This is a genomic window from Paenibacillus sp. FJAT-26967, from assembly GCF_001541095.1.
In the GTDB taxonomy this organism is placed as follows: Bacteria; Bacillota; Bacilli; order Paenibacillales; family NBRC-103111; genus Paenibacillus_F.
This window is the reverse complement of record NZ_LMXH01000001.1, coordinates 1,917,820-1,934,379: the sequence shown is the minus strand read 5'-3', so window position 1 is coordinate 1,934,379 and position 16,560 is coordinate 1,917,820. Positions and strand designations below refer to the sequence as shown.

12 protein-coding genes are annotated in these 16,560 nt (G+C 47.6%); 4 read left to right on the top strand and 8 right to left on the bottom strand.

All coding sequences use genetic code 11. The annotated features are described in order from the left end of the window. Nucleotides 1-39 precede the first annotated feature (39 nt). Together odhB and AR333_RS08640 are read right to left on the bottom strand one after the other, a co-directional pair. Nucleotides 40-1,314 (bottom strand): 2-oxoglutarate dehydrogenase complex dihydrolipoyllysine-residue succinyltransferase, encoded by a 1,275-nt coding sequence (odhB, locus tag AR333_RS08645; RefSeq protein WP_068774852.1) that lies wholly within the window; start codon nt 1,312-1,314, stop codon nt 40-42. A 23-nt stretch (nt 1,315-1,337) separates the two neighbouring features. After that, nucleotides 1,338-4,181, bottom strand: coding sequence for a 2-oxoglutarate dehydrogenase E1 component (locus tag AR333_RS08640; protein ID WP_068774851.1), 2,844 nt, complete (start codon nt 4,179-4,181; stop codon nt 1,338-1,340). A 475-nt stretch (nt 4,182-4,656) separates the two neighbouring features. On the opposite strand from AR333_RS08640, the gene AR333_RS08630 reads away from it, so the two are divergent. Together AR333_RS08630 and AR333_RS08625 are read left to right on the top strand one after the other, a co-directional pair. Further along, nucleotides 4,657-4,989, top strand: a complete 333-nt coding sequence (locus AR333_RS08630; protein WP_068774849.1) for a PadR family transcriptional regulator — start codon at nt 4,657-4,659, stop codon at nt 4,987-4,989. Next, nucleotides 4,986-6,305, top strand: a complete 1,320-nt coding sequence (locus tag AR333_RS08625; RefSeq protein ID WP_068774848.1) for an FtsW/RodA/SpoVE family cell cycle protein — start codon at nt 4,986-4,988, stop codon at nt 6,303-6,305. Before AR333_RS08630 ends, AR333_RS08625 begins: the two co-directional genes overlap by 4 nt. A gap of 162 nt (nt 6,306-6,467) precedes the next feature. Here the strand turns inward: AR333_RS08625 and AR333_RS08620 are convergent, their stop codons facing one another. Both AR333_RS08620 and AR333_RS08615 read right to left on the bottom strand, forming a co-directional pair. Beyond that, the gene (locus AR333_RS08620) at nt 6,468-9,050 is read right to left on the bottom strand and encodes an Ig-like domain-containing protein (RefSeq protein ID WP_253735749.1); all 2,583 of its coding nucleotides are present in this window, start codon (nt 9,048-9,050) and stop codon (nt 6,468-6,470) included. Nucleotides 9,051-9,515: 465 nt separating this feature from the next. Next, entirely contained in the window at nt 9,516-10,793 is a 1,278-nt protein-coding gene (locus tag AR333_RS08615) for an adenylosuccinate synthase (protein ID WP_068775183.1), read from the bottom strand. A 112-nt stretch (nt 10,794-10,905) separates the two neighbouring features. On the opposite strand from AR333_RS08615, the gene AR333_RS08610 reads away from it, so the two are divergent. Beyond that, a complete protein-coding gene (locus AR333_RS08610) occupies nt 10,906-11,787 on the top strand; it encodes a LysR family transcriptional regulator (RefSeq protein ID WP_068774846.1) in 882 nt (293 codons plus the stop codon). Nucleotides 11,788-11,915: 128 nt separating this feature from the next. After that, a complete protein-coding gene (locus AR333_RS08605) occupies nt 11,916-12,563 on the top strand; it encodes a metal-dependent hydrolase (protein WP_068774845.1) in 648 nt (215 codons plus the stop codon). Nucleotides 12,564-12,692: 129 nt separating this feature from the next. Here the strand turns inward: AR333_RS08605 and AR333_RS08600 are convergent, their stop codons facing one another. The 4 genes from AR333_RS08600 to AR333_RS08585 all read right to left on the bottom strand — a co-directional run bounded on the left by AR333_RS08600 (nt 12,693) and on the right by AR333_RS08585 (nt 16,165). Beyond that, complete coding sequence (locus AR333_RS08600; RefSeq protein WP_068774844.1) at nt 12,693-13,217, bottom strand: GNAT family N-acetyltransferase; 525 nt, start codon at nt 13,215-13,217, stop codon at nt 12,693-12,695. A 172-nt stretch (nt 13,218-13,389) separates the two neighbouring features. Next, nucleotides 13,390-13,860 carry an SRPBCC family protein gene (locus tag AR333_RS08595; RefSeq protein ID WP_068774843.1) on the bottom strand — a complete coding sequence of 157 codons (471 nt, stop codon included), beginning with the start codon at nt 13,858-13,860 and terminating at the stop codon, nt 13,390-13,392. Nucleotides 13,861-14,004: 144 nt separating this feature from the next. Continuing rightward, nucleotides 14,005-14,580: a DUF1572 family protein gene (locus AR333_RS08590; RefSeq protein WP_068774842.1), complete on the bottom strand. Its 576-nt coding sequence runs from the start codon at nt 14,578-14,580 to the stop codon at nt 14,005-14,007. A 295-nt stretch (nt 14,581-14,875) separates the two neighbouring features. Beyond that, nucleotides 14,876-16,165 (bottom strand): multi antimicrobial extrusion protein MatE, encoded by a 1,290-nt coding sequence (locus AR333_RS08585; protein ID WP_068775182.1) that lies wholly within the window; start codon nt 16,163-16,165, stop codon nt 14,876-14,878. Between the last annotated feature and the right edge of the window lie 395 nt (nt 16,166-16,560).

The following is a 16,560-nucleotide window of genomic DNA, read 5'->3' as shown; positions in this document are numbered from 1 at the left end:
CCAGGCAGCGTCTGCCTGGGCTCTTTGTGTTGAATGGAATTAACCTTCAAGCAGAAGGGATTCCGGATCTTCCAGCAATTCTTTAACGGTTACGAGGAAACGAACAGCCTCGCTGCCATCAACGATACGGTGATCGTAGGAAAGAGCGATGTACATCATCGGACGGTTCTCCATACGTTCAGCGTCGATAGCTACCGGACGGATCTGGATTTTGTGCATACCCAGAATACCGACTTGCGGTGCGTTAAGGATCGGCGTGGACAGCAGGGAACCGAATACACCACCGTTAGTGATCGTGAAGGTACCGCCTTGCAGGTCGGACAAAGCAAGTGCGTTATTGCGCGCTTTGCCGGCAAGTTCGCCAATTTGTCTTTCGATCTCAGCGAAGCTGAGTCGGTCTGCTTCACGAACGACCGGTACAACCAGGCCTTCTTTGGCAGATACCGCAATACCGATATCATAGAACTGCTTGACAACAATATCCTCGCCGTCAATCTCAGCATTCAGATGCGGGTACTGTTTCAACGCGCCCACAACGGCTTTGGTAAAGAAGGACATGAAACCCAGTCCTACTTCATGCTTGTCTTTGAACGCATCTTTGCGGCGTTTGCGGACATCCAGAATCGCCGTCATGTCCACTTCATTGAAAGTAGTCAGCATCGCTGCCGTATGCTGCGCTTCAACCAGACGCTTGGCGATAGTCGCGCGGCGGCGGGACATTTTCTTGCGCTCTACCGGCTTGCTCGGATCAGCCGCCGGCTGCGAAGCCGTATTCGCGGAACCGGAGTTAGCGGACTTCGGTGCGGAAGGTGCGCTTGCTTGCTGGTTGGAAGTAGATGGTTGAGTGCTGAATGTTTTGACATCATCCGGATACACACGGCCGATTGGATCTTGCGTTCTGACCTGGTTCAGGTCAATTCCGCGCTCTCTCGCCAATTTGCGGGCAGCCGGAGAAGCAGCTACAGCTGCGCTCTCAGCTTCCGCTGATGCTGCAGGAGCTTTGGCCGGCTCGCTTGCCGGAGCAGCCTTCTCCTCAGCTTTAGGCGCTTCAGGTGCGCTAGGCTGGGAAGCTTGTCCGCTGCCTGCGCCGATAAGACCGACAACTTCACCGACGGATACGTTGTCGCCTTCTTGCTTACGGATTTCGGACAGCACGCCATCCTGCTCCGCACTGATTTCCAGGTTTACTTTATCTGTTTCAAGCTCCAGCAGAAGATCTCCCTGGCTGACTTGGCTACCTTCTTTAACTAACCATTTGGAAATGGTTGCTTCCGTGATAGACTCTCCCAATTCGGGTACTTTAATTTCTGACACAGCGTCGTCCTCCTATGAGCAAATTATTCAGGTTGCTTTAATGCGTTAGCGATGATTTGGTTATGTTCGAACGTGTGAACTTCCTGGAAGCCGCTGGCCGGGCTCGAGCGGTCCGGCAGACCGATATACTGCACATCGGCTTTGGACGGTGCGATCGCGCGGATGCGAGGCTCCATGAAGTTCCATGCGCCCATGTTCTTAGGCTCTTCCTGAACCCAGATGATTTCTTTCAGTCCCGTGAAACGCTCCATTACGGCAGCAATTTCTTTATCCGGGAAAGGATACAGCTGTTCTACCCGAACAATTTGCAGCCAGGAATAATCCTTCTCTTTGTCCGCTTCAAGCGCCTCTTCAAGATCGATGGCGATTTTACCGGTGCAAAGAACCAGACGACGGACCTTCTTAGGCTGTTCGCCAAGACCCTGCTGCTCAATAATCGGCATAAAGGAGCCTTCGCTGAACTGCGTGCCCGGAGAAGCTACCCGTGCATTACGGATGAGGCTCTTAGGCGACATAATAATGAGCGGACGAGCTTCTTCACGCTCTGTAATAGCAGCCTGACGGCGCAGGATATGGAAATATTGAGCCGCTGTACTCAGATTCGCAACGGTCCAGTTGTTCTCGGCCGAAGACTGGAGGTAACGTTCCAGTCTTGCGCTGGAGTGCTCCGGTCCTTGTCCTTCATAGCCGTGCGGCAGAAGCATTACGAGACTGGATTTCTGGGCCCACTTCACGCGGCCGGCAGCGATGAACTGGTCGATAATAACTTGCGCGGCGTTGGCGAAGTCTCCGTACTGGGCTTCCCAGATTACAAGCGTTTCAGGCGAGTAGACATTATAGCCGTATTCAAAGCCCAGGATCGAGCCTTCCGACAGCGGACTGTTGTAAATGGCAAACGACGCACGAGCCTGAGGAATCTTATGAAGCGGCGAATAAGTCTCACCCGTCTTGGAATCGTGCAGGACGACATGGCGATGAGCGAACGTACCGCGGCCTACGTCTTGTCCTGTCATCCGGATCGGCTTGCCGTCAGCAAGAATAGTGGCAAACGCAAGCGTCTCGGCCAGAGCCCAGTCAACTTTGCCGCCTTCATTCAATGCGTCGCCACGGCGCTCCAGAATGCGCTGCAGCTTCGGATATACATGGAAATCTTCCGGCCAGGTAATGAGCGCCTTGTTGATTTCCTGCAGCTGAGGAAGCGGAACAGCCGTGTCGATATTCAGATCCTTGTCGAATACGACCACGTTAGCCAGACGGTTGCCGCTGTCTTTATTCTTTACAAGATCGTAAGCTTCCTGCAGTTTAGCCTGCACATCCTGAACCATCTGCTGGTAGCGCTGATCGTCGATAAGGCCTTCCTGCTTCAGTTTTTCCGCATAGGAAACGCTGACGGTCGGATGATTCTTCACTTTCTGATACATGAGCGGCTGCGTTGTTTCCGGATCGTCGTTCTCATTATGACCAAAACGGCGGTAACCAACCAGATCAATCAGGAAGTCTTTCTTGAAACGATTACGGTATTCGCAGGCCAGACGGGCCGCTGCTATACACGCATCCGCATCGTCCGCATTGACGTGAACGATCGGAATTTCGTAGCCCTTGGCCGGATCGCTGGCGTAGTGCGTGGAACGCGAATCCGAGCTGTCCGTCGTAAAGCCTACACGGTTATTAACGATAATATGAATGGTACCGCCATTGCGGTAACCTTGAAGCTTCGTGAAATTAAGCGTCTCCGCTACGATACCTTCGCCAGGGAATGCCGCGTCACCATGGATTGTTATGGTCGCCGCTTTACTTACATCCTGAACGGGATAACCCGGGTTCTCACGGTTATCTTGCGCAGCGCGTGTGAAGCCTTCAACAACAGCTCCTACGAACTCCAGGTGACTCGGGTTGTTAGCCAAAGTCAGTTTAGCTTCAAGTGCATCGCCTTCCTTAATGGAACGCTGCTCACCCAGATGATATTTGACATCCCCCGTCCAACCGTAGTTAATTCCCATCGAACCTTCAGAAGGAATAATATCTTTGTTAGGAGAATGATGAAATTCTTTGAAAATCTTGTTGTAAGGCTTACCTAAAATATGTGCAAGCACGTTTAGGCGGCCTCGGTGAGCCATTCCCATCAGGATATGGCTGGCGCCATCAAGCACCACTTCGTGTACGATCTGATCAAGTATCGGAATTAGAACATCTGTACCTTGAAGAGAAAAACGTTTCTGTCCAACGAATGTACGATGTAGGAATTGCTCAAACTGCTCTGCTTGAATAAGACGGTCAAGCAATTTAATCCGTTCTTCCGATGTTAGAGGCTCAATGGAGGCTCCGGATTCTGCTTGGCGGTTAAGCCAGTCTCTCTCGCTTTCTTCGTGCACATGGCTGAATTCAAACGCGATCGATTGGGAATATGATTTACGAAGACGTTCAATCGCTTCCCAGCCGTTTGCAACATCGGTAGGAGCTTCCTCCCATACGAGTGAAGACGGCAGCGCAATGAGGTCTTCCTTCGTAAGTCCGTAAGTTGCCGGTTCAAGCAATCTTGTATCCGCAGTTGTGCTAAGTCCCAAAGGATCGATATTAGCCGCTAAGTGTCCATAGGTACGAATGTTCCATACCAGCTTGCTGACGGCCATTACTTTCTTCAGCACTTGAGGATTGCTGCTGTCGGTCACTTGGGCTTGTTGCTGCCCGCTTCCAGTTGTTCCGGACTCAGCCGGAGGCGCTCCAAAACGCGCGAAAAGCTCCCGAAAAGTTTCTTCAACCGATTCGGGATTGTTCTGATACTGCTCGTACTGCTCCTGAATGTAACCTAGATTCGGACCGTAATAATTAGCCCACGGCCATCGTCTGTCCTCTTGTCCATTCTTCATAGCTGTAATTTTCCGCCTCACTTTTAAAATAATAGTATTGCTTGCCATTTTCCTATCAATCTAACTAGTACGCGCCGCCCTTATGTCTTAAATCTATAACATGTCCTGGGGGACGTCTTGTGTGATGAAAATTACATCTTCTATTATAGTCCACTATTTCAAAATTTCCAAAGAACTTTCGATTTTTCGGGAAAAATATCGATTTATCGCGAAATTAGGGCAATCTTTTGACAAAAGCCCTGTTTCACTCTACACCATTGCTTACTATTTCTTCATTTACCCGCCCTCTTTTTTCTGGGAAGAGTCCCTTTTTTATGTAACCGGGAAGAAAATAGTCCCTTATGATTTAACGGCAAACCGGACACATAATGTTAGCTTTTATGAAATGAAATTCATAGCTTGCACCTTAACTATATCATAGATATAATAGCATAGTAATCCAATGCATTGTTAATCGAGGTATAGGGAGTGACCTATGAAAATCAATAAAGAACTTCTTAAAGGCAGTACTGTCATCCTCATTCTTTCACTGCTTCGCCGGAAGGAAATGTACGGCTATGAAATGATCAAGGAAATGGAGAAAAGTTCGGACGGGATTTTTGAATTCAAAGAAGGAACTCTCTACCCCATTCTCCACACACTTGAAAAAGAACGCTGGGTCGAAGCTTATTGGAGTGAACATGAAGGTCGCAAACGCAAAAATTACCGGTTAACTGAAAAAGGAAAGCTGCAGCTTCAGGAAAAACAGAAGGAATGGCGGATTTTCAGCGGAGCGGTCGAAAGAGTGATCGGGGAGGGAAATGTGTGAATCTGCTGCTAGATGACGAGAAGGTGAGGCGCTTCCTTAGCAATGTCTGCGCGCAGGTTAGAGCCAAGGATCTTCATTCGGAAATCCGCGCGGAACTGACAGGACATATCGAAGATCTGGTCGAACGGGCTGAAGCCAAAGGAATGTCTCGCGAAGAGGCGATAGCCCAGGCCATTAGTCAAATGGGCAACCCGGCCGAAATCGGACGCGATTTGCATAAAGCACACAGGCCGCAAATCGAATGGGGTATGCTGGCGATCATCGGGGTACTGACGGCTCTTGGCTTGTTTGCGATGTTTGCGCTGGACAGTGCACAGTTACAAAACCGGGGAATGCGTACTATAGGTATAAGTTTTATGATGACACAATTAAAATTTATTTTAATAGGTCTTTTAGCAGCAGCGGGCGTTTGGTTTTTGGACTACAGGAAATTACAGCGGTTTTCAGTGCTGTTATTTGTGGGAACGGTTTTTCTGCTTTTGTTTACGACTTCTCAGAGAAATTCCCTTATAAATGGTTCTTTATACTTTTTAAACATTGGAGAATTTTCATTTAACGCAGTTAACTTTTCCTTATATGGCTTTCTCATTGCAGCAGCAGGCATGAATTTCGCTAAAATAAGAAGCCTCCCGGAGTTACTATTTCGCATCGGACTTTGCGGATTCTTACCGTTGTTTATTTATTTCCAAATGAATTCATACATGCCCGCTCTTATCTATACGATCGGATTCGCCTCCCTTCTCTACTATACGCGGCGCAAATGGTGGCCTGCTGCCGTCTTTATTGCCCCTGTTGCCGTTGCCGGACTTTTTTTAATTGCTCAGAAACCGCATTTGTATAACCGGTTAATAAGCATAAGCTCGAACTCCGGTAAGGATAACAATTATCAAACCATGAATTCTATCGAGGCCATTCAATCTGGAGGATGGTTCGGAAAAGGGTTTGGGGTATGGAATAACACCCTGCCTGCCATATACTCAGAGGCGATTCTGCCCTATTTAATGTACGCCTTCGGCTGGATCATGGGCATCATTATTATAACATTAGCTCTTATTTTCATCACAAGACTTGCACAAATTATTAAGCGAATCGAGGATTCATATGGCCGCTCAATCGTTTTTGTCATCTCTGTCCTTATAACCATTCAGTTCTTGTGGACGATCCTCATGTCCATCGGTCTTGTGCCGTATACCTCAATTTCTCTACCGTTCATCTCCTTTGGAGGCAGTCAATTGCTGCTTCATTATGTTTCATTCGGGCTCGTACTTAGTGTCTATAAAAGGATTCATATGATACCTAAGCTGTCGACCGGTTAACTGGGCTGCGGCTGATCTGGTAGGGGTGCTGTGCTAACGCATGAGCCAGTCTTATCTATCATGATCTCATGGAAAAAGCCTGCAGGCCGTTCCTGTTAAGGAAACTGGGCTGCAGGCTTCTGGGAACCGCTGCGGCGGTTCTTTTTCCATCTAAATCTTATACTAATTAACCGTTACGTATACTTTGGTCGATTTCTTCGCATAAGTAACCGTAATCGTTGCCTTGCCTTTGCCGATTGCCCGGATGACCCCGTCCTTCACATCCGCGATCCGAATGTTAGAGGTAGACCATAGTCCGTTAACAGATACGTCCTGCTCCGACAAATCGTCGAAGGTAGCAATCGCTTTGATATTTACTGTCGACCCGGCTTTCAGATCAACAGTGATCTTGTCCGTCTTCAAATATTTCAGTTTATCGACTTCAACCGGAATGGAGATGCTTTTGCCGCCGAATGTTGTGGTCACGGTCGCAGTTCCTGCGCTCACGCCCGTTACTTTCCCCTCGCTGACATCCGCAATTTTGTAGTTGCTTGCCTTCCACTGCGCGCTCGAAGTTACGTCTTTTTTGCTGCCGTCCGAAAGCGTAGCCGTCAGCTTAATTTGTACGGATGAGCCGGATTTCGTCGACACAAAACGCTTATCCACTTCCAAAGAAGAAACCACTCCGATTTCTACCGGAATCGTGACCGTTTTGCCGCCGTATTTAGCCGTGATCGTTGCTTTACCGCGTGACACCGGTGTAACGACGCCATTATCTACCGTCGCTACAGCCGCACTGCTTGAGCTCCACTCCGCATCTTTCGTTACGTCTGTAGGAGTTCCGCTTGCATCTGTACCTGTCAGAGTAATGAATTTATTCTCACCCAGATCAAAATTCAAGAAAGAAGGATTTGCCGTCAGCTTATCCGCCATGTCTACTTGAACTTTGAAAGTAACCGTCTTGTTCCCAAAAGCTGCTGTAATCGTCGCTTCGCCCGAGGCCGCTGCCTTCACAACCCCTGCGTCAACCGTTACTGCTTTGTCATTGGAACTGGTCCAAACCGCTTCCTTCGTTACCTCTTCTTTGGTACCGTCGGAATACGTCGCCGTTACATCAAGCTTTTGTTCAGCCCCCTTCTTAAGAGAAAAGGTTGTTTTACTGCTGGTGGTCAACGTCTTCAGAACGCCTACAGACACTTGAACGGCTACCGTTCTGGTTCCGTACTTGGCTGTAACCGTCGCCGCACCTGTGCCGACGCCTGTAATGACGCCTTTACGAACTTCTGCGATTTCGGAAGAGCTGGACGTCCAGTCCGCTTTATCCGTTACATCTTCTACTCTTCCATCGCTGTATATCGCACTCAGCGTTACTTTCTCATAACTGCCTATTTGAAAGTTAACGTTCTTAAGACTTGCTTTGATCGTGTTCGGGATATCTACGGATACATGAATCGTGACTCTTTTGCCGCCATAGCTAGCCGAAACATTCGTTTCACCGGCTTTACGCGCAGTAACTTTACCATCTTTTACACTGACAATCGAATCGTCATCGACCGACCATTTTGCTTCGCCCGCTACGTCTTCTTTGGTATCATCGGCATAGGTAGCCCACAGGATGATCTGCTCGTCTTTGCCTGTTTGCAGGAACAACGGTTCCTTATCCGCTTCCAGACGCTTGGGAACGTCCACATCTACAATAACGGAAACCGTTTTGGTACCATATTTAGCTGTAATCGTTACTTCGCCTGTCGCATTCGCAAAAAGCTTGCCTTTTACGACGCTCACGATATTCTCATCGCTTGAAGACCACTCAGCACGGGCTGTAACATCGTCCGTACCGCCATCAGCATACGTGGCAGTCAGCTTCAATTCTTCTGTGGTGTTCTTTTTAAGTAGTACAATTTCCTTGCCCAGATCCAGCTTGACGGCATTGTCTACATCCACTTTAATTTCCGTGGATTTCGTGCCATAGCTCGCGGTGATTGTTGCTTTACCAGGTCCGTAACCGGTCACTTTACCTTTCAGCACATCCGCTATGTCCGGATTATCGGATTCCCACTCGGCCAGGTCCGTCACATCCTCCGATGTTCCATCCGGATAAGTCGCCATCAAAGTGACGGTATCCGTTTCTTTAAGCAGCATAGATATTTGAGACTTGTCGGGATCAACCCGTTTGGCGACTTCAATGCTTACCGGTACAGAAACGGTCTGATTGTTATACTTCGCTGTAACAACTGCCTTTCCTGAGCTTTGGCCCGTTACCAGACCATTTACGACAGTAGCGACAGAACCATTGTCAATATTCCATTCCGCTTTCTTAGTGACGTCTTCATTCGTACCGTCATCATAGTAGGCCTTTAATGTAATCTGTTCAGATTTACCCTTGCGCAAATCGATCGTTTGTATGTCTTTAATAAGGGAACGGACGTGTTTACTTACGGTCACGTTCACGATCACGGTTTTTCCTTTGTGAGTAGCCGTAATGACGGCCTTTCCTTCTTTCTTCGCCGTTACCGAGCCCGCATATACGGATGCGATATCCGGTGAACCTGAAGTCCAGTCGGTTTTGACGGTAACATTCTCAGTCGCACCGCTGTCATAGACGGCAGTTGCTGTCAAAGGGGCAGTACCGCCAACTTCCATTGAAAGTTCGTTTTTGTTCAGTACCAGACTGGAAACTTCCAAAGCCATAGCACTCATAGCGCCGAAGCTGCCTGATACCAATGTTAATGTTAGGAATAAAGCCATAATTCTCATTGCCCGCATCATTTCATCTCCTAGTCTTTATTGTCGGTCATATTTCGGAAATCCGATTGTAATCTTACTTGTTTGAGCTGTTCAAATAAGCTGAGTGTTTTTCATGCCGAACCCGAACATTAAACTCGACGTCCTTGTCAGTACCTGGAAATCGTAATCCCCCTTTTAGGTAAATCTGTTCGCCCGGCACAATTTCGGCGTCTTCCAGAGGAGTATTCGATTAACACTCCGTTTGGCTGTTAACCTTTTGCTGGTTCCAACGCCTCTACTACTATCGGCAAATGAATACTGAAACTTTAGGAAAAATCTCCGAAACATGCTGATCTATGCGGAAATTCACTCCACGATCCTAAGCTAAGACAGCAAAAAGACCCTCGTGAGGGTCTTTTCAAATGAATCATGCGGTACTCCAGATAAAGAAGAAACGAAGCGCATTCACAAAATTTAAGGAGAGCAATCGAAGCCTCGCCGCTCTTAGCGTTCGATAATTTGTTCGCGCCTTGGACCGACGGATATAGTCCGGATCGGCACGCCGACCAGCTTTTCCACGAGGAGAACATATTCTTGAGCAGCGTCAGGCAGATCGCCGAATTGGCGGATGGAAGAAATATCGCAATTCCAGCCTTTTACGTTCTCATAGACCGGCTTAGCCTGATCCAGCCGTGCCGATACCGGAAATTCCAAGGTTCTGCTTCCATCGAGCTCATAGGCTGTACAAACCGGGATTTCCTCCAGATATCCTAAGACATCCAGATTGGTCAGAACGGCTTCGGTAGCTCCCTGAATCCGGCAGCCATACCGGGTTGCGACAGCATCGAACCACCCCATACGCCGCGGGCGTCCTGTCGTAGCACCGAATTCCCCGGCATCCCCGCCCCTTTGGCGCAATTCAGCGGCGCTCTCTCCTTCTATTTCGGAAACAAAAGGGCCGGCGCCTACACAGCTTGAATAGGCTTTCGTTACCGCGATAATCTGTTTAATGGCATAAGGAGGAATTCCCGCTCCAACAGCAGCAAAACCGGCTAGTGTCGAAGAAGAGGTCGAATAAGGATAAATACCGTGATCCGGATCTCTCAGTGCTCCGAGCTGCCCTTCCACGAGTATGCGCTCCCCGCGCTTCACAGCTTCCTGCAGAAGAACCGATGAATCCACAACATAAGGCCGGATCTGTTCCGCTTTGTCTGCGAACTGTTGAACAATTTCGTCCGCATGCACAAGCGGATGGCCATACAAATGCTTCATGAGAGTGTTCTTGGCTGCCAACGAAGCTTCCACTCGCATCCGCAGCCTGTCTTCATCGAACAAATCGGAAACTTGAATACCGAGTTTCGACACTTTATCCGAATAGAAAGGGGCAATCCCCGATTTGGTGGAGCCGAACTTTAGATCCCCCAGCCGCTCCTCTTCCAATTGGTCCAATAATTTATGATACGGCATAACGATTTGAGCCCGGTCCGATATGCGCAGAATCGGTTCAGGGACGCCTCTGTCCGTCAGCCCTTTTAACTCGTGAAGAAAGTCATCTATATTCAGCGCCGTACCCGGACCTATAATGTTACACACCCCCGGGTAAAAAACGCCGGAAGGAAGAATGTGCAGCGCAAATTTGCCGTAAGGATTGAGAATAGTATGGCCTGCATTGCTGCCCCCCTGATACCTGACTACGTATTTGGACTGTGCCGCAAGCACGTCCGTGACTTTCCCCTTGCCCTCATCTCCCCAATTAGCGCCGACAATTGCCGTTACCGTCATATCATTAATCAGACCTTTCTGCTTGGAATCAACTCTTACATTCAGTATAATTTGGAGTGTCTTATAAATAAAATGAATATTACTTATACAGACCATAAAGGTGGTTAATGTCTTGTTTGAAAACTTAGAAGGGTACCGCGTCTTTTACTACACGGCAAGAGCAGGCAGTTTTACCCGCGCTGCCGAGCACTTATGCATTACTCAGCCTGCCGTCACCCATTCAATCAAGCAATTAGAATCCAGGCTGGGCGTTCAGCTATTCTTCCGTACATCCAAAGGTGCCGTATTAACCCATGAAGGAAACGTGCTTCTGCAGCATGTCGGCAAGGCTTTTAATTTTATCGAGTCAGGTGAGCGCAAAATAGCGGATATACGTCAACTCATGGAAGGCGAGATACGGATCGGAGCAGGCGATACCCTCAGCAAACATTATTTGCTTCCGCATCTTAAACAATTCCATGACAAGTATCCCGCCATCAAAATTCAAGTGACGAACCGGACGACACCCGAGACTCTCCTTTTATTAAAAGAAGGCCGGATCGACCTGGGTCTAGTTAATTTGCCTTTACAAGACAAGCACATTCACGTCCAGGAAACTCTGATTCTTCATGACTGTCTTGTAGCAGGCCCCCAATTCGAAGAACTGACGGAGGGCCGTTACACCTGGGAGCAATTATCCGGGTACCCCATTCTTTTACTGGAAAAAGGAAGCCGTACACGGGCATCTTTCGATAGCTATACCAAACAATTGGGGTTGGACATTCAGCCGGAGATCGAATTAGGCAGTCTCGATTTGCTGCTTGAATTCGCAAGTATGGGATTTGGTCTGGCTTGTGTCGTTCGGGAGTTTGCCCGGGATGACCTCATTCGGATGGGACTAGGTGAGGTTCGCCTGGAGCACCCCTTACCACCCCGGAAGGCCGGTATCATCACACTAAAAGATGTACCCCTGACCACCGCTGCCAAACGTTTCGTTGAATTACTTACTAAATGACGCCTGGTGACCACTAGAAGTTCTTCACTTTTTTTATTTGTTCGCTTGTCAGCTTTTTTAAGACCCCGTATAATAACAAAGCAAACATACGTTTGCCAAAACTATCCTGGTCAGTCTACGGAGGTCTTATGAAAGGTACAACACATCTTATGATCGGCACGGCTATCGGCCTGACCGCTTCTGCTTTTCAACCGTTTACTGTGCAGAATTTCGCCTTATACATAACCGTTGCGGCATTCTCAGCATTAAGCGCTGATCTGGACGGGCCAAGTATGCTAAGCAGCAAACTGAGCAAAATCTCCAAAATGCTCCGTGAATTTTTTCTTTGGGGCGGAGCTATTTTTCTCGCGGGGGTTAGCTTTCAATACTTCGTGCAGCATCTGTTCTATCCCAAGCTAATGACTGCGGCCGTTATGATATTCCTCATCGGTTTTGTAACCAAACAGGGATTTATCCGTAACGCTTTGGTCAGCGTTGTCGGGATCGCACTTATTTATATGGGCTGGGTCATGACGATGAGGTGGTTGATCGGACTCGGTATATTCGTCGCCTGGGCTCCTTGGCTGAAGCACCGGGGGATGACTCATACAGTCTGGGCACTGGCCTTCTGGGGAGCTATCGGTTACGAGCTCGAGCAGCAGCTTCAAATTGAAGGTATCATGTTCGTTGCTTTTGCCGGTTATTTCTCCCATCTATTCGCGGATACCTTGACACCAAGCGGTGTGAAGTGGCTCTATCCGATCTACAGGAAATCCATTAAGATTCCTTTTCTGTAGGTCAAAGATAATCCTTACTTAACTGTTGAGTGCAAATGTACATAGGGAGCACACGAAGAAGTATCCGCGCACCTTTCGGATACTTCCCTCCTTTATGACACGTTAATCACGAACTTTGCCTGTGATAGCTTAGCAATCCAGATCCCTCTCTGTACTGTATAGACAGGTCAAGATATTCCGGTTCCGCTCATTAACGAATTCAAGCTCTTTCTTCATCCCCAGCTTCTCGGCCGTCTTCCGGGATGCAGTATGATTGTATGGCATGTTGGCAACTATCCGGTTAAATCCTAACCGACTCTGGCCATAATCCAGGCACGCCTGCGCCGCTTCCGCACCATAGCCTTGCTTCCAATACCGGTGATCGATTATATAGCCCAGATCGACTTCCACTTTCCCGTTGATTTCTAAATGTCCGAAGCCGCAGTCTCCAATCATTTTATTGTTCCCGATTAGAGCTGTAACCCATCTTCCATAACCGAACTCCTTGTAATTTGATGCACTCTTTACCATCCACTTCCTAACCTGCTCCACGCCGAAAGGTTCGGGCCAGAAGGACATCGTTTGTGGATTGGAGAATATACGCAGTGCATCTTCATAATCCGACTCTTCGTACTCTCTCAGAATTAGCCTGCACGTTGTTACTATTGTGTTCATAGGACCTCCATTAATAAAGATTTTTTGATAGTCTGTCAGGAAATTAGTTCAATCATTTCCCGGGCAAGCGCACAAATCGATAAGTTTAGCGCCAGAATGACAAATCATTCACTCTTCTGCAGCAACAACGAGTCTGTTGTCGGATGCAGCAATCTGTCTGAGGTTTCCGGATTCAAAGAAGATCATTTTGCCCCTCGGCTATCTTCTTTAGTTCTATATTTCTGTGGTTAATGAAGCTTTCCATATATCTTCTTAGAATCAAGCGCTCCACCAGCCACCCGATCATGCCGAAAGGCGCTTCGAATAGAAGCGTATCCTTCATCAACGTTCTGGAATCGTTCAATTCAACAAATTCATGTGTATGTTTAAGACTTTTAAAAGCTCCTCTGAGCATGGAATCGACAAATATATACGGTCTCTTAAATTCTGTGATTTGAGACGTTAATTTCTGCCGTACTCCCAAATGCGTCGCTTGAAAAGTTACGGTCTCCCCAGCGCCGATACAACCTGTTACAGTCCCCCTAATTGCTTTTTCTCTTGTATGTTTCCATACGGTCCTGGTATGAACGTCAATGTTGCTGGCTAAATCGAAACACCGTTCAATGGGTGCATCAATTTCAATTTCAGTCGTAACCTTAATCATCTTATCCCGCCCCTGCTACTGGTCTCTAGACTTCATTATATATAAAAAAGTCCCGCAGCTTCCACAAAGGAACGCAGAACTCATATACTTGACTTCATTTATCTAATATCTGTTAGTTAACACCGTAAATCATAGTCATCCAATCTATTGCAGCTTTTCCAATTCATCTTCTGTAAAATTCTTTATCGTCTTGTCTTTAGCAAATTTGTTCTCGTTATAAGCGCGGGAATTATTCTTTGGAATAGATAGGCTTTTCCATTCACTTTCCTTCAATAGCTTCGCTGCGTAGATCATTTGGCCGATATGATAAGGATAATGAGCCAATTGGCGGCTTAGTGCTTCCATAATGGTATGCCCTTCATTCCGTATATAAATAATCTCTGTTAACTGATTAGGCTCAGTGGAATCAAGTGCGCCCAATAAGCATCTCCAGCCCTCTTCCCAGATCAGAAGCAGCCGCTCCAAGTCCGGGATGTCGTTCTCGAATTCACCATCTCTGTCTCGCCATTCTTTTTCGCCGTCCGTTGTGCGGAAATCCGTCCATCTGGATATCATGTTGCCCGATAGGTGCTTAACAATAGTAGCGATACTGTTGCTGTTCTCGTTAGGTCTGACGAATAACAACTCCGGCGTCAACTGATCCATTGCTTTTTCTCCCAGCGTTTTGTAATACAGAAATTGTTTCTTAAGCGTATCTAAGAAAACTTGATTGCTGTCCATTTCAACCTCTCCTTTTGCGGTTTAACTGACTGCCGTAAGCAGCAGCCATACTATGATACTGCCCATGTAACAACGTCTCCTTTGCGGATTTTGATAAACTCTTCTTGTCGTAAAAGCTTCGCATGGACTGCGCGTTCTACCGGAATTTCTTGTAAATCAGGAATCTGACCTTCATTATACCCGTCAATTTGCACATTTGGGAATAACAAGAAGACGATTCCAATCCATTAAAGAACGGAACCATCTTCTATGTTAGAGATACTATTTCAAGGCGGACATTATTCGAAAGCGGAAATCATGCTTCCTGTGAAGGATGCAGAAGTACGGACTCCCTGCCACGCTTAACAGCTATCATCACGACAGTCAGCTCCGCTAAAGTACCTAACGACTGGGCAAAAGCTCCAATCATTCCGTTCCATCCTGGCGTCATCACGATGAGGATGATCAATGTACTGAGCATAACGCTTACGTTAGCAGACTGGGAGTACACCATCGTTTTTGTTTGTCGGCGCAGCATGAGAATGCCGTTCCCGTAATCCAGCCAAGGAAAGACCAGTGTTAAGATCAGGAACACTCGCAGGGCTTTGATTATTTCAGTCAGCAAACGGTCACTTACACCGATCACGTTACTAAGAAACCACGGGCCTGCTTCTGTATAAGCAAGAATGCCAACAAGTACTGATGGGATAAATGCGATCATCAGGACGAACGAAGTCACCCGTCCCGGATTGATCCGGTAGAAGTTCAATACGATTTGATGAATGTAGGAAAAAAAACTTTGCATCAGCTGCGTCAAATTGAAAGCAATGGCGAATGCCGCAATGGCTATCTCCGCATCCCCTGCTTTTCCGAGCATCGCGTTAAGGGCAGGTCCGATCGTGACCGCAATAAAAGACGAGAACAATAGGGGCCGGTAAAAACGGAAAACATCCGCTGGCTTCTCTACACTATGCCCGGGGCTCTTCTCCGGAATTTTACGTTTAAGAAGTGAGCTTCCTTCCCAGAAAGCAACTGCGCTTTCTATCATCATGCCAACAAGAAAAATAATTGCCCCGACACTGCTGCCCTGTACTCCCGGTCCCAGAATAAAGAACTGAGCGACCGCGTACATACCGATTAAACGGACCACCATCCCTATCGTGAGCCAGAAGGTCCTTTTGTTGTATATAATCAATCCATGATACAAACAGCGCAGACCCGAGAAGAAACTAACGAACATGAGGATCCGGTACACATTCAACACATTCTCAAGCTGTGACTCGCCGATTCCAAAAATAGCGCCGATCATCCAGCGTCCTGGCGGTAAATAAGAGAAAGCCAGACCGACTACCATAATGGCGGCAAACACGTACACTGCCACTGTGCGCATAGCCCTGAACGATACACGATCTCGAACTAGTGCCGAGCAAGTTTGGCGCAGTAATGTTGCCGGTTTTTCCGTAATTCCGAGCAAACTCATGGCTATCGCGTACCCGGCAATCACATATTCGGGATCAGGAGAACGCGCAAGGGTACTGTTAATGATGGAATGGGATAATGTAACCAGACTTGCCGAAATTCCCAAGGGCACGAAGAAAATTAACATTTTCCAGAAAGTGACCGTTTCTTTCAGGGAATGAGGGGACTTCGCATTCCCCTTATACTTGTCATTCTCGCCCTCTTCCTCAATGATCAAGATGTCGCTTGCAACTGCAGCCGGCTGAACATCTGTATCCCCAACCCTCCGCAGACCGGGAATTTGCACAGATTCCTTACTCTCTTCCGGCTTTCGTACATTCGCAGCATGTAAAGCTTGTACAGGACTGCTGCTGTCCTTCTTATCGTGGGATTCATCGTCTGACATATGGGGTCTCCTTACCCAACCAGTGTAGGAACAATTAATAGACCGAGATCTTAACCTAACCCGATTGTAGCATAAATTGGCGGATCGTCCCCTCAAATTGTTAAAAGTTCGTAAATAAAGCAAACAGACCTTTCTCC

Bases quoted from the DNA above. Each gene is read 5' to 3' on its own strand.
- AR333_RS08590 (WP_068774842.1), bottom strand. From the start codon at position 14,580: ATGGACAGCAATCAAGTTTTCTTAGATACGCTTAAGAAACAATTTCTG.
- AR333_RS08615 (WP_068775183.1), bottom strand. From the start codon at position 10,793: ATGACGGTAACGGCAATTGTCGGCGCTAATTGGGGAGATGAGGGCAAG.
- AR333_RS08605 (WP_068774845.1), top strand. From the start codon at position 11,916: ATGAAAGGTACAACACATCTTATGATCGGCACGGCTATCGGCCTGACC.
- AR333_RS08585 (WP_068775182.1), bottom strand. From the start codon at position 16,165: ATGTTAATTTTCTTCGTGCCCTTGGGAATTTCGGCAAGTCTGGTTACA.
- AR333_RS08630 (WP_068774849.1), top strand. From the start codon at position 4,657: ATGAAAATCAATAAAGAACTTCTTAAAGGCAGTACTGTCATCCTCATT.
- AR333_RS08640 (WP_068774851.1), bottom strand. From the start codon at position 4,181: ATGAAGAATGGACAAGAGGACAGACGATGGCCGTGGGCTAATTATTAC.
- AR333_RS08600 (WP_068774844.1), bottom strand. From the start codon at position 13,217: ATGAACACAATAGTAACAACGTGCAGGCTAATTCTGAGAGAGTACGAA.
- AR333_RS08620 (WP_253735749.1), bottom strand. From the start codon at position 9,050: ATGCGGGCAATGAGAATTATGGCTTTATTCCTAACATTAACATTGGTA.
- AR333_RS08595 (WP_068774843.1), bottom strand. From the start codon at position 13,860: ATGATTAAGGTTACGACTGAAATTGAAATTGATGCACCCATTGAACGG.